At 46.5% G+C, this 14,081-nt stretch carries 13 protein-coding genes; 3 read left to right on the top strand and 10 right to left on the bottom strand.

What is annotated here, in order from left to right; all coding sequences use genetic code 11:
• Positions 1 to 60 precede the first annotated feature (60 nt).
• Genes GON05_RS40025 through GON05_RS38050 form a run of 3 tightly spaced genes read right to left on the bottom strand, consistent with a single transcriptional unit; the run spans position 61 to position 3,777 of the window.
• The gene (locus GON05_RS40025; RefSeq protein WP_309492101.1) at positions 61 to 1,965 is read right to left on the bottom strand and encodes a glycosyltransferase; all 1,905 of its coding nucleotides are present in this window, start codon (positions 1,963 to 1,965) and stop codon (positions 61 to 63) included.
• On the bottom strand, positions 1,962 to 3,047 hold the full coding sequence (locus GON05_RS38045; RefSeq protein WP_181646490.1) for a glycosyltransferase family 2 protein: 1,086 nt from the start codon (positions 3,045 to 3,047) through the stop codon (positions 1,962 to 1,964). The genes GON05_RS40025 and GON05_RS38045 overlap by 4 nt, the downstream gene beginning before the upstream one ends.
• 4 nt (positions 3,048 to 3,051) lie before the next feature.
• A complete protein-coding gene (locus GON05_RS38050; protein WP_246239768.1) occupies positions 3,052 to 3,777 on the bottom strand; it encodes a glycosyltransferase in 726 nt (241 codons plus the stop codon).
• Between the two features lie 143 nt (positions 3,778 to 3,920).
• On the opposite strand from GON05_RS38050, the gene GON05_RS38055 reads away from it, so the two are divergent.
• A complete protein-coding gene (locus tag GON05_RS38055) occupies positions 3,921 to 5,048 on the top strand; it encodes a glycosyltransferase (RefSeq protein WP_157326630.1) in 1,128 nt (375 codons plus the stop codon).
• A 72-nt stretch (positions 5,049 to 5,120) separates the two neighbouring features.
• On the opposite strand, the gene GON05_RS38060 is transcribed toward GON05_RS38055, so the two are convergent.
• Together GON05_RS38060 and GON05_RS38065 are read right to left on the bottom strand one after the other, a co-directional pair.
• A complete protein-coding gene (locus tag GON05_RS38060) occupies positions 5,121 to 6,167 on the bottom strand; it encodes a YheC/YheD family endospore coat-associated protein (protein WP_157326631.1) in 1,047 nt (348 codons plus the stop codon).
• 166 nt (positions 6,168 to 6,333) lie between these two features.
• Positions 6,334 to 6,831, bottom strand: coding sequence for a metallophosphoesterase family protein (locus GON05_RS38065; protein ID WP_157326632.1), 498 nt, complete (start codon positions 6,829 to 6,831; stop codon positions 6,334 to 6,336).
• A 187-nt stretch (positions 6,832 to 7,018) separates the two neighbouring features.
• Here GON05_RS38065 and GON05_RS38070 point away from each other — a divergent pair, with 187 nt between their 5' ends.
• Positions 7,019 to 8,320 (top strand): AAA family ATPase, encoded by a 1,302-nt coding sequence (locus GON05_RS38070; RefSeq protein WP_157326710.1) that lies wholly within the window; start codon positions 7,019 to 7,021, stop codon positions 8,318 to 8,320.
• An 11-nt stretch (positions 8,321 to 8,331) separates the two neighbouring features.
• Positions 8,332 to 10,041: a vWA domain-containing protein gene (locus tag GON05_RS38075; protein WP_157326633.1), complete on the top strand. Its 1,710-nt coding sequence runs from the start codon at positions 8,332 to 8,334 to the stop codon at positions 10,039 to 10,041.
• Between the two features lie 1,130 nt (positions 10,042 to 11,171).
• Here GON05_RS38075 and GON05_RS38080 read toward each other — a convergent pair.
• The 5 genes from GON05_RS38080 to GON05_RS38100 form a co-directional block, all read right to left on the bottom strand.
• Complete coding sequence (locus GON05_RS38080) at positions 11,172 to 11,375, bottom strand: hypothetical protein (protein ID WP_157326634.1); 204 nt, start codon at positions 11,373 to 11,375, stop codon at positions 11,172 to 11,174.
• Between the two features lie 76 nt (positions 11,376 to 11,451).
• Positions 11,452 to 11,997 (bottom strand): MOSC domain-containing protein, encoded by a 546-nt coding sequence (locus GON05_RS38085; RefSeq protein WP_157326635.1) that lies wholly within the window; start codon positions 11,995 to 11,997, stop codon positions 11,452 to 11,454.
• Positions 11,998 to 12,091: 94 nt separating this feature from the next.
• On the bottom strand, positions 12,092 to 12,769 hold the full coding sequence (locus GON05_RS38090; protein ID WP_157326636.1) for a PIG-L deacetylase family protein: 678 nt from the start codon (positions 12,767 to 12,769) through the stop codon (positions 12,092 to 12,094).
• 23 nt (positions 12,770 to 12,792) lie between these two features.
• Positions 12,793 to 13,110, bottom strand: a complete 318-nt coding sequence (locus tag GON05_RS38095; protein ID WP_157326637.1) for a hypothetical protein — start codon at positions 13,108 to 13,110, stop codon at positions 12,793 to 12,795.
• A gap of 311 nt (positions 13,111 to 13,421) precedes the next feature.
• Positions 13,422 to 13,901, bottom strand: coding sequence for a glutathione peroxidase (locus GON05_RS38100; RefSeq protein ID WP_181646491.1), 480 nt, complete (start codon positions 13,899 to 13,901; stop codon positions 13,422 to 13,424).
• Positions 13,902 to 14,081: the final 180 nt, after the last annotated feature.

Here is a 14,081-nt window from a genome sequence, read left to right on the forward strand (position 1 = left end):
TTGCTTCGTTTGCTAATATATATGCTACAGAACTTGTTTTATCGAACTATTTTTTCATCTCTATTTAACTCCAATTTGCTCAAAATAACGTTGATTATGAATGACGGATGGATGTTTGGGATTGTACGAATAAGAAATATCATGATGAAATTTCGCCTTATCCAGCTTGCCGATCCGGTCGTAACACAGACAAAGCTGAACATGCGGCAGCCACGTCCAGGACGAGTGGTCCATAAAGCCCATCGATTCCTTCGGTTTGGAAAACTGCGCAGCGGACTCATACCAATAAATCGCATGCAAATAATCTTGTTCCTCCAGAAAAATAGACCCGATTCTGCAGCAGCAATCTGCGCGAGGCGTATCGAATTCGAAGGATCTGAACAAAGCCATTAGCTGTTCATCTCTCTTACCTAAATGGCTGTAACAGGTTGCCAAATGAAGGGAAGCAGCAATTTTATCCTCTAACCAACCGTCTGGCGATTGAAGGAAATCTTCATAATACGTCACGGCTTCCTCATAATGACCATGTTCTCTGCATTCGTTAGCATAATAAAATTGATCACGTAAACTTAACGTCTCTCCTCCGGTAAGTTTCTTCCGATAGATTTGTAAATTGCGATCCGTATGCAGCTTATCTTTCCGGTGTGTGACCGCAATTTCACTGTGGAGCACGGATCCGCTTGCCGCTAAATATTCATGCACTGCGCCAATCCATTGAAACTGGCAATCTCGGCGAACTAGCCGGTTTCTGCGCAGACTATACGTCACATTCTGATTCTCATCAAAGCTGAGGTTATAATTCATCGAAACGCGATCCACAAGCGGCTCCAGCGTCTGAATTAATTCGAGAAATAACAGCCGATCTTTCTCTGTCAGCGTATCATCAGCGTCCAACCATAGAATGTACTGCTTCGTCGCTTTTGAAAAAGCAAAGTTTCTGGCTGCAGCAAAATCATCCACCCAAGTAAAATCATAAATTCGGTCGGTATACCTGGCGGCAACTTCCTTTGTCCTGTCCGTAGAGCCCGTATCAACAATTATGATTTCATCTGCAATACCACGTACGGAATGGAGACATATCGGCAGCGCGTTTTCTTCATTTTTGACAATGAGACATAAACTGATTGTGATCTTGCGTTCATCGGCCTTCACCCCAATGCTGCCTTGCCTATAGGCTTCAACACCGGCCAATTCTGACTTGCGATAAATATGATAGGCGGGAAAATGTGTGTCCACGTAGAGTGAGAAGCCTATTGCTCGTGCGCGAATGCAAAAGTGCCGATCTTCACCCCAGAATGATAAATTAGGAATTTCTGCAAAACGTACACCGGCTTGAATGGCTTTGCGGCTGATCAAGGTGCACGCTCCAAGCCCGCCAACTTCATAAATACCCGGGATTCTCAGTTGAGCGAAGAACTCCCAGGTCCGTCTAGCCGACTCCTCGTCGGATAAGGATTCCTGTCTGCCTTTGTGGTACAGCGTATACTGGTCGCTCAGCCAAACCTGGGGCATTTCCATCGTTTCCGGCTGCCATTTCGTCCAAAAAATGTTCGCGATAATCGCTTTGTTCGCTGATACAAGCTGCTCAAGCGTGTGCGGGTGTAAAACGAGATCGGAGTCAATCAGAAAGACATAATCGTATTTCTTTTCCAAGGCATAAGAAAGGATAGCGTCCTTCATTCTGGCTACTTTCCAAATCGTATCCTCGGGCCAATAGTGAGTGAATTCATCTTTCTCATAGGTTTGGGCATGTTTCTCTTCATTGTGAATGACTGTCCGGCCATATTTCGCTTGAAAATCAAGCAATAATTGCTGTGAAGCTTCTACCTCGTTATCGTCGACGAATAAATAACTCACCGTAAAGTTTTTGCGCTCAAGTTCAGCAAGTGAAGTGAGAAATGGAGCAAGAATTTCAGGTATTTGGCGAATGGGGCTTCCAATCAGGACACGCTTTTTAGGACTCAAAGTGCCTTCTCCTCTCGGCGGAGATTAGCAAAATAAGCTTTATTATGCAAAATGCTTGGATGAGTCGGGTTGTAGACGTAGGCGATCTCATTATGCAGCTCCGCTTTCTGCTTCTGCCCCATTCGGTCATAGCACAAGCAGAGGTGTAAGTGTGGCATCCAAGTCCAGGCCGCATGATCAATCACACCTGCATAGTCGGTTGGCTCTCCTAACGATGTTGCTTTCTGAAACCAATAGATCGCAAGCTCCAGCTTGTTGTCTTCGTAGAAAAAGTTCCCTACCCGACAGATCATCTCCGCTCTTGGCTTCCCGTAAAGTAAGGTTCTAAACCAAGTTCTCAGCTGCATCTGCCGATTCATTAAATTGCCGTAACAATACCCCATCTTCAGACAAGCGGCAAAACAATCCTCACGCCATCCCTGTTTGGTAGCAAGAAATCGCTCGTAATACGTAACTGCTTTTTCATGAAGACCATGATCTTTAAGCTCATTAGCAAAGTAGTACAGATCTCGTGGGGAAAAGGATTCATTCTCTGACTCGCGTTTTTGATATATCCGCAAATTCCGGTCGGTATACGCTTTATCCTTCTTATGGGTAACGGCAATATCCGACTGAATCACATTCCCACTGACGATCAGTACTTCATGAACGGGTCCTTCCCAACGAAACCCGGCTGCCCGCCTGACTAAACGGTTGCGTTTAAGACTCGTTGTTACGTTATGATCGGCATCAAAAGCTAAGTGATACGGCATCATCACGCTGTCAACAGAAGGATCCAAGGAATCTTTAAGCGCTTTGAATTTCAGCCGGTCTGCTTCTTCAAACTCGTCATCCGCATCCAGCCATAAGAGATAGTCCTTAGTCGCTTTAGAAAAAGCAAAGTTCCTGGCCTCCGCGAAATGATCATTCCATGTCAAATCATAGATAAATTCGGTAAAAGAGGAAGCTATCTCCTTGGTCTTATCCGTAGAACCTGTGTCTACGATAATAATTTCATCTGCTACTTCTCTTACAGAGTGAAGACAGCGATGTAGGGACTGCTCCTCATTTTTGACAATCATACATAAACTAATCGTTATCAATTGGCTATTCCTCCCAAGGCACAAGGTTGGGATGTTCATCCAGAATGGAATCATACTGCTCTTTCCAGCCATATTGGGCGTTCGGATCAAGCCGCATATACCGCTCATATTTCTCGATCCTGTCTTCCGGTTTCGCCCATCCATAGTGCTTGATTCTGGCCGGGTGGCATAAATAGGAAAATTGGTTGATCGTGACCGGGAATCGGCCGCAGTGCTGAGGCGTCTCTTTCCAGAGATATGGAAAATCCGGTTTATATCTGATCAGGAAAGGACGGTAATAATGATGGGCACTCCAGTAAGCATCATCCCGATAGCTGGTTTCGCTCCACATATCGTACAACCGAAAATAGATGGCATCCTGTTCACAGTGGATCAGCAAGTCACGCACTTGATTGGCAAATTGATCCTCCAGGAGCTCATCGCCATCCAGATTCAGGATCCATTCCGGATTGGATTGCACTGTCGCTTCCCATTGCTGCTTCCTTAGCTGCACCTCATTGGCAAAACGCGATTCAGGATTGCGAATTAACTGCAAAGGGATGCCGGACAAAAGCTCTTCGCAAATCTCTGAAGTATCATCTGTACTTCCGTCATCAATGATGACTGCCTCATCAATCCAGTCGCGATGCTGGAGTAGTGCCTTGCGCAAATAGCGGTGGCTTTCGTTTTTTACAACCATGGAAAGTGTCAATTTACTCATGGCGCAGCCCCGCAACGCAAAAGATTTCATGCGCGACCTCATAAGTATGAAAAATTATGCTTTCAGTTGCTTGGCAAAGCGGACATGGCTGCATGTGATCATCCCTTCTTTCATGTAATTGAAGGTGTGCGCATATCTATGGCCATAAGTGATTAAACCGGAGGTGCCTTTGGATGAGCCGCCCAACAGTTTCGCTGTGCATGATTGTGAGAGACGAAGAACGCCTGATTGAAGCCTGTTTACGAAGTGTCCAAGTTTGGATTGATGAAATGATCGTCGTGGACACGGGTTCATTGGATAACACTGCGCAGATTGCCCTTTCCATGGGGGCTTCTGTCCTTACCTACGAATGGAATAACCACTTTGCAGATGCCAGGAATTATGGGCTGGAGCATGCCAAGTCGGATTGGATCCTATATTTGGATGCCGATGAAGAGCTGTCGCCACTAGGTAATTTCGACTTGCACAAGGCGCTTCAGGAGACACAAGCTTCCATTTTATCCCTCCATTTAGTCAATTATATTGGCGAAACGCCAAATGAAGACGAAGCATTTCATATTGCTCATCCACGTTTTTTTCGCAATCACATCGGGTTAAAGTTTAAATATGCCATCCATGAAACACTGAATATCGACGATATTTTCCTTGACCGTGACACGACGGACCTTTTGGAAATGATCCCTCTCAAATTATTTCACCGCGGGTATATGGAGCCAATTACGATTCAAAAAAACAAGTTTGCCCGCAATATGACCCTGCTGCAGCAGGAAGCAAGCGCTCCAGCGGCAACTTCGAATCCATGGATTGAATACCACATAGCCAGCGAGTACTATCGCGTGCATCAATATGACAAAGCATTTGAGTATGTGAATCTATCCATAGTCCGCTTCATTCAATCGGGTAAAATGCCCCCTTCTATGCTGTATAAACTGAAATATGCCATCCTCTTTAACACAGGGAGCATTGATGGCGCCTGGCCCGGTATCGAGAAAGCTATTGCCTTGTATCCCGATTATGTCGATCTTCATTTCTATAAAGGTGTGATTTGCTATTTGAAGGGGTGGTACACTGCGGCAATTGACGTTTTTCGGCATTGTATTGAATCGGGGGAAATGACAGGGCAACATCTGACCTTACGAGGTACAGGCAGCTTTCATGCGTATTATTATTTAGGTTTATGCTGGGAAAAATTAGGAAATGACCAAGAGGCAATAAACGCCTATGAAAAGGCCTACGAGCTGTCACCAACCTATACGATTGCAGGCGATGCGCTTAACAGGCTGAATGAAATAGAAACCTAATATTTCAGAAAACGGATGCAGCCAGCACGAAAAACACTCACGGCCTCCCGAGAATGTCATTTCGTGCTGTCGTTATTTCAACAAAAATTTCGCATACTTTAGCGGAGTTTCATACGTTTTATAAAAAGTTGTATGCATTTTCGCTTTTCTGAAGGAATAACGCTGATCTCTTCCGTTCACTTCAATGAACTTGATGCCTCCGCTTTGATCAACACCTACATCAAGCCCAAGATCAGCTATGTGAGGCAGACTACTGCCTAGATGCCTAGCTATGGCTAACGATGCTTGATGTATTTCCTCCGAAATATGTGCGGCATTAAATCCGCTCGACTTAAAAAGCTCCTCGCAGCGCTTCACTTGGCCCCCTTTGGCTACATTGGTCACATGACGGCCTCTAGCCGCGACTTTGCCCACCATGCCTGTGATCTGCCATTGTCCGTTCTCGCTTCTCTGCACAGATACCCTGATGTCATAAGGCCTGCCTTTGTATGTCGCTAAAGGTATGGCTTCTTGAATCATATACCTTTGATTGCGAACTTTTTTGTTTATTAAAAGGATGGCCTGCTTCCGGGATACAAGCTTAGGTGTTCTGAAAACACCATGTAGTTTCCAAGCTCCGTTTGCTTGCTTTGAAGCTTTCACGATGCCGTTCCCTACACTGCTGTTCGTTGGTTTAATAAAGAGCGAGGTATACTTGGACATGGCCGACTCCAGCTGTTTGCGCGTGTATTTTGTAGATTCCGGCAAATACTTGCGGAGATGCGCATTCTGATGGATAAGATGATGAATGAGATGCTTATCATAGCGATTTTGCCTATTAAATACGTAGCTATAGCGCGATAGCTGGCTTAATTTTTTTTTCAAATATGGCGTTAAGGTTATGGCGCGGTTATGTGTGACACGAGGAATGCTCCTCCGGACAAGCTTATATTTATGATTGGTGTTAAAATAACCCAAAGCTGATTTCCTGTTCACATACCTTAAACACATATAGAAAGGCTTGAGTCCGCACTTGTTGCCTGCTCGTTCATACAACGCTATACGTTCGTTCCCGGTTCTTCCCTTTGCAATCCCTTTATAAGTTTTTAAATCAAGTAAGACACCTACCGTCGTTCGCACCTAAACACCACCACCATTCGTAAATAAGAACATTGTCAGTGTATGTCTCTCCGTTAGCGAGTAACACGGTAAATACCTAAGCGCGAACGAAAAGTATGAAGGAATTATTTAACATTCGTCGAATGTAGACGAAGTGGAAGCAAGACGTGAGCACGCTAATCGGGGACTAAGCTTTGCTCTCATAGAAATAATGCTGCGCCAGAATACGATCACTCAATTCGATAATGCCATATGAATATTGAGGCTGTCTTCTTTTATCCGTTGGCGAGCCCGGATTGAACATCAGGATCCCGTCAACAGTTTGATGATAAGGAACATGAGAATGCCCGAAAATGATGATGTCCGGCTGCTCTTCCCGGAATGCTTCCCGGGCTCTTTCCTCTGTCGTCTTACGAAAGCCGTCACCGTGAATAAGTCCGATTCGATACTTCCCGGCGGTCACAATTTTTTTCAAACCAAACCGCTCTATAATGTCATGACCGTCGTTATTCCCAGCCACAGCCTCGCATGGAGCAATTTGCTCAACGAGATCAACGACATGCTCACTCACCCAATCTCCTGCGTGCAGAATCAGGTCAACACCTTTTAATCCTGCTACTAGCGTATCCGGCAGCTTAAGTACTCTCGCGGATAGATGCGTATCGGAAATGACACCAATTCGCATAAAATCACTCCTTTTTCCACATATGCTCCTATTTTCTCATTCGCCGGAAGGAACTGCAAATACAAGGCAGAATAAAGAGCAGACTAAGGTATCTGACTCATGAAGAGACAGATCTCCTGAAAATTCGATGTTTGAAGATCAGTTTGATACAATATTGCTGAAGTCTACGCCAAGGGGGACACCGATGATGAAAGATCCCATCGTCATACAGAACAAATTAAGAGAAGCTATGGGGCATCTCGAGAAAAGGTTCATGGAGCGTGAAGAACTCATCCGAGTCTTGCTCCTTGCGATCATGAGCGGTGAACACGTCCTATTGGTCGGACCTCCCGGTTCGGCGAAATCGCAGCTGGCCCGAGCTGCAGCAGAATTATTCGGCAATGAGCCCTATTACGACTATTTATTGACTCGCTTTACGACACCAGACGAGCTATTCGGCCCAGTCTCTTTGCAAAAATTAAAACAAGATGAGTACAGTCGCCTCACGGAAGGATATCTGCCTAGCGCGCGTTTCGCCTTCCTGGATGAAATATTCAAAGCAAACAGTGCGATTCTTAACTCACTCTTATCGATATTAAATGAGCGCGTTTTCTTCAATGGACGTCTCAAACAGCCGTCGCCTCTGTTATTTTTAATGGCAGCCTCCAACGAATTGCCTGAAGATAACGAGCAGCTGGCTGCACTTTACGATAGGTTTTTGTTCCGATTTGAAGTCGAGTATGTCAAACAAATTTCGAGCTTCGAACTGATGTTTCAAGCGCCGAAAACGCCTCTTCCTACACTGCTTACAACAGAGCTAATTAACCAATTGAGATCACAAGCGATGGACGTGCAATTGCCGGATGCTTTGATTTACATGCTCTTCCAGTTGAAAACGGCCCTTCAAGAGAAAGAATATGTGCTCTCTGATCGCCGTTGGAATAAAATAGGACACACTTGGAAGATCTCTGCCGCTATCCACGGACGAAGTGCCGTTGGCGTCTGGGACACTGTCCTCACTCCGCACATGCTTTGGGATTTTCCAGAGGATTTGCCTGAAATTAAAGCGGTTTTTGATACGTTATTTCAGGATATGCTCAAACGCGAGATGGAACAGGAGCTTCCTCTGCAGCAGTACAATATGACGGTTAAAAAATGGCTGGACAAGGAAGATGAGCTCCATGCCTTCCAATTTAAAAAAGAAATCGGCGGTTCTTTATCCAAAGACGCCGCTGAGCGCCTGAAGGGCAGCTTGGAAGAATGCCGCACGGAGCTTGAGGATACTGCACGCAGTTTGCGAGGCAGACTTGTCTCTTGGCAGGAAAAAGAAAAAAAATTGCCCGAATGGATTGCTTCACAATCCATTTTCCTGCAGCATCCCGAGCAATATGCCGTCAAATTTACGCACCTTCGCATCCAGGGTGAACGCATTTTACAATCCATTCAAGGTTTATATCGCACATTGTTTGACCGTGAAATTCCGGGAATCGTGTACGACTATACCCTATAAGAGGTTACGTTATGATCATTCGCTGCACACGGGTCGATCGGTATGTGTTTGAAGGTTATGTTCATTCTTCCCGCGTCGCCCAGGAATGGATGCGGGAAGCGGTGCGGCAAGCTCCCTGGTTTTCGCTTGAACTGTTTGCCGATTTCTTCATGTGCTTTTATTTAACGAAACCTGAGATCGATGCCGCTTCCGAGGAAACACCTTTCCACCGTTGGATGGTGTTGACTTTGACCAAACAATACTTCTATGTCTCCATTCATCCGCGCACAATTGGACAAGTGAACGCTTCCTTCAAGACGGCGCTCAAAGCGCTAATGTGGCTGACGGAGTCATACGAGAAAGAAGTAAAAAAACGGCAAAAGGAGCAACAGCAGATCGGCATCGGTTTGGAGAAAAAACAGCAAATGAGCGGTCAAGAGGACAAAAGCGTCAGCGAGCGGCTCACTGATAAGCAAATTGAGAAGCTGAGGCTTGTTGGATATACCCTGCAGCAGGGAAAACGAGCTGTAGAGGACAAGCAAGAGGCCTCTGACTCACGGCCGCTGGTTGTAGACGAGATTCGCGCGTTGAAACAGCGCATCTTGGAACTGCAAGGCGAGCTGCGTACGGAGTTCATGAAACGCGACAAGCTGAAAGCCAAGCTGCGCAAGGCGGAAGAGGAACTCGAGCGCCGGAAGCGGCAGCTGGAACGCATGAGCGCCCGCGACCTCGCCGCGATGCAGGAGCTTGAGTCCGAGCTGGGCGACTGGCTCGGGCGATCTTTGAAGGAGACGCTGTCCCTCGAAGAGATGGACAGCTTTAATGTGCACGAGCTCGTGCAGGCGAGTCAGCGGCTCGCGAACCGGCGCTGGGGCAGCGAGCTGGGGAAGCTGCGGAGGCAGACGTTCGAGCACTACGTGCAGTGGATTGAAAAGCTGAAGCGCAGCAAGGATTTGGTCGCTTTCTTGCAGGAGGTGGGCCGCAACATCCATCATCTGCGGGTTCAGCGGAAAAAGCAGCGCTCGCCGTATGTCCCTGAATCCTACGATGATCTGCGGCATTCCGGAGACATCGCGCATTTGCTGCCCAGCGAAGCCAGTTTGCTCGCGGATGAAGATTTTGAGCCTTATTTTCTCGTCAAATGGATGGAAAATAAGCTCATGACTTACAACTACAGCGGGTCTTCTCCAGAACCGCAAAAAGGTCCCGTAATCTGTATGCTCGACACGTCGCATTCGATGCGCGGCAGCAAGCTCCGGCTTGCCCAGCTGTTCACGGCGACCTTCGCCTCCTTCGCGCTTCTCGAGCGGCGGGACTTCGTCCTGCTGCTGTTCGGCGCCAAAGGTGAGCTGGTCGAGCACATCTTGTCTTACAAGCGTCCCGACTGGGACCGCTTCTATGGCCTTGCGCAGCTTGCCTTCGGCGGCGGCACCAACTTCGATGCCCCGCTGGGCAGGGGCATGGACATCGTTCAGCATCAGCCGCAGTTTCGCGATGCCGATTTCGTGATGGTCACCGATGGCGTTGGCCAGATCTCCAAATCTACGCAGCAGCAGCTTGCGCTGCTAGGCCAAAAAAAGCAGCTGCGGCTGCATTCCCTGATTATCGGCTCCGCCCGCCAGCATCTCGTGCAAAAATACGAGATTATGGGCGTTTCGCATCAGGTACGATTTGCAACAGCTTGGGATATGCAGGATCCCATTAAGGATGAGCTGCTGCTGGATGTGTTTGCAAAGCGATGACCACAGCAAAAAATCCCCTGATTGCCTTGTCTCGATTCGCTGGCACCGGGGGATTTTTTTCGTTTAACCGCATTTTGCCGTCAGACGACGTCATTACACTGTATTAAGTGCAATGTAAGCCTTCGACTTTGCTGCTAAGCCGTACCTTCGTCACCCCACTCCGTCACACCTTTTATCACTTATAAACAGGTTACGACTGGAGCACCATTCTATGTTGTATATTGTGCAACCATTTGGCTGTAATTAGGCCTCAGCACGCCTCTATACTGTACTTTATGCAACGAATCACACACTAAAACGCTTACATCTCACCTTTTCACTATAAATGGTTGTATATTGTGCAATCAAAGACCGCATTCGTGGTCAGACGAGCCCATTACGTTGTATATAATGCAACGTAAGCCTTTTACTCATCACCCTTTACCCTTCCCCATCACCATTCCCTTGAATTTTAACGGGAAAAAGTGCAGCTTAGTCTGATCATTTCCACCACTTGCGATCCATTATATGGAATTTATCCTTCTATTTCCTCAAGTTTCCTCAAAAATGATTCAAATCGACTGAATTACCTCCACCAACTCCAGTTATTTCATCGAAATGCCACTCCGCGCCATTTTTAACAGTAGAAATTCCAGTTACTGCGCCAGTGAATACAAGGATAAACGGCTTTGTTGGTTGTGTTGGTTGTGTTGGGTTTGTTGGGTTTGTTGGGTTTGTTGGGTTTGTCGGGTTTGTCGGGTTTGTCGGGTTGTCGGGTTGTCGGGTTGTCGGGTTGTCGGGTTGTCGGGTTGTCGGGTTGTCGGGGTTGTCGTACTTTTAGGAAGGGTGTACCCAAAACATACGAAATAAGGACCCCTCTCGGAGTCCTCATTGACGGTGAATAGATTTATGGTACTATGCTATGAACCTTAACTCAGCTTGGTCTCTACCTCATCACACTATTGCAGTACTTGACCACATTAATGATTTCTGCGGCACATCTCCTCGCTTCTATACGGATTCAACAACAACTTCCCTTGGTGTAAATTGTCTTTGACACGACACCTCTCTGCTTTCACCGTCAAAGATAGTATGTCCGCTTATTTTCGTTTTATGTATGTAAAAAAGCAAGTCACGATTTTCTTTTTCACTCATTCCTGTATCAACTCTTTGATCGTCTTGAGCGATACGCCCGTCTCATGGTACACATCAATCAGTGTGGCACCCGGATGGCTGCGAACAAAATCTTTGACCTTATGCGACTCGACCAGTAGCAGCTGCGCACAGGGTTTACAGCGTTTTTCAAATTGTGTTATGAAAACTTTTCCGCATGCCTCACAGTTGCTTAATGTCATTTCTCTACACCTTCCAGAGCCAACTTTTACCAGGCTATTTCCAATCAAAAATAGCTTTCGCAACGGCGTTCTGTTTTCAGGGGGTAGGTAGGTGAATTTCGATATGATCCCCTGGTTTAATCTCACCTGGGCGTTCCACATAAGCGACAATTCCCCTGCTTTTCTGCGCTTGAATGATAAAATGTTTCGTTAAACTTTTGTTGTCATACTGTTCCGCGATCACTCTGCCCGGTCCGGCACAGGGCTCATTTTCACCCTCGCAGACTAACCCGCCGCCACTAGAAAGCATCATACGAATGCCAATGGGAAGCTTGGTTAAGTCCGGCGCGCCGCTCACCAGAATGTTCGCTCCCAACCACTCGGGCCGAATTGTTTCGACACCTAACCGGTCTGCGATTCCTTGAAGCTCCTCAACAGACACGAGGCTAAGTTGACGACGATTAAAGATCTCCGTCCCTCTCTTATACATGGGCTGTCTGGAGTCAGCTTTGGCAAATAGACCAAAATGCCTATCTCCTTCTATACCACCAAATTTCAACTCGGCTCCGTCAATTTCTCTTGTAATAAATGTGTCAGGGTTATCTGCAATAAGCACAGCTTCAACTTTTATCAACATGGTCATCTATAGCCTACCCGCCTTGTCCAAAATTTCGCAACTTACTTATCCATATGCACGAACGGCATTTGTTGTTAATGACGTTGTGACGCTTCTCAGCTTACCGGCTTACCGCCATCTCCGGCCACATAACTCCGTCTTCCCATCCCAGTACAAAAGCTTCCCATCTGCGCGCCTCTGGAAAAACCTCCAAATCGCCAAAATATTTCGCGATAGCCACATGCTGGGTCGCATGAGCTTTCAGGGCAGCTGCTTTGACTGACCATCCCAGCTCCGTATCCACAACAATTGAAGGCTGCAGCCCCCGCTCCCGTAAAATTCCTGACGCCGCATAGTACAGCTTGCGAACGCTTGGGCATTTCCCGCTTAAAACAGCAGCAGTCGCAGCTTTGGAAATGGTCACATGATCCGGGTGCCCATTCCCACCATCTTCTGCGAAGCTGAATACGTTTTCCACCTCATAACGCTGAAGAAAGGAAATAACGCCTGCGACCAGATCATCGAAATCAATATTCGCCAACTGACCGTCCGGGAAGCCCAAATGTTCCACAATGGAAATCCCCAACACTTCAGCGGCAACATTCATTTCTTCTTCTCTCACCCTGGCAAGCTCCGACTTATCAGTCGCTCTCTCCAACCCATGCCGGCCTGCGTCCCCCCGCGTCGCTAGCAGCAGCGCAGGCGCGTTGCCTTCATCCGCATATTTGCGAATTAAACATCCACTGAGAAAGGTCTCATCATCCGGATGCGCATAAACAAATCCATTTTGAATTCCCATCTTCATCTTCACTCCGTTTTCTTTTATGTAAAATTGGCGGGCGGATACACGTTCTCAATCACGAAAATCGCTTGATCCCAAGGCATCGTCATCTCCGTGTTTTCTTGCAAATCCATCAAGCTGACTTCATTCCCCGCCTTCGAGTTATCACTTATGGAGATGACGAAGCGCATGCCAAGCCCTTCCGCTATATGTTTCCCTGAATCCGAAGCCAGACATTCCATTCTTACCCCTATGCCAACGAGTTGCAATTCACTCGTTAGTTCACGTATCCGTGCATTCACTTGCAAGGAAGCTTTAGGCGCTAACAGGATAACTTTGGCTTGTTCGAGGTGATTCATGAACCGACTCTCTTCTTCCGGACTCTCATACCTTTGATTGCTGTTTCCCATACCTTCACCTAGTCCCTTCTCCCGAGATAAAAAAACGCGCCGGACCTATGGTCCTGCGCGAATTACTATCTCGCAGGGAGGCCAACGCGAAATGCGTTAGCCCACCCTGATAAGTTCAGGTATGTGCTAACGCCTATAAAAATAATGAAATTGTACGAACCAAGCTGTGTTCTTCATATTGATTCGACTCCTTCACTGTCATGATTATTTCTGATTATAGCGGGGGGTTGTCAGCAATGCAACAACTTTTTTCTGAATTCTTAGGCTAGAACCGCTTCAATATCTGCTGCAATATCGGAAGGTTCCGTTCTCGCGCTGTACTGCTTGACTACGCTGCCGTTTGCATCAACAAGGAATTTCACGAAATTCCATTCAATATCGCCAGTGCGGTAAGGTTCTGGAGTGTGGCTTAGCAAATAAGTGTATAAAGGGTGAGCGTGTTCACCTTTCACATCGATCTTTGCAAACATCGGGAAAGTGACATTGTAATTAAGCTCACAGAAACTTTGAATTTCTTCATTGGTCCCCGGCTCTTGACCGGCAAATTGATTACAAGGGAATCCTAGAACAACAAGGCCCTTTTCTTGATATTGCTCGTATAAACTCTGCAAACCTTTGTAATGAGGCGTAAGTCCACAAGCGCTTGCTGTATTGACAATAAGTAATGCTTTGCCTTTGTAATCGGAAAGTGACTTCGTTTCTCCCGTAATGGTCTGAACTTCAATATCATAAATGGACACCGTGATCTACTCCTTCAATGATAAAATAACTACTTGTCCATTATAGCATTGTTTGCCAACACCCCCAAATATCTTCATGTTAAAACGTTTTAGCTTCCCATATCCTGACAGGTGTGTTATATTGTTTACCTGTTTATTCGCATAATAGACATATCATCTGATCTTAGGAGGTAACTGATC

Source organism: Paenibacillus anseongensis (assembly GCF_009757995.1).
In the GTDB taxonomy this organism is placed as follows: domain Bacteria; phylum Bacillota; class Bacilli; order Paenibacillales; family NBRC-103111; genus Paenibacillus_E; species Paenibacillus_E chondroitinus.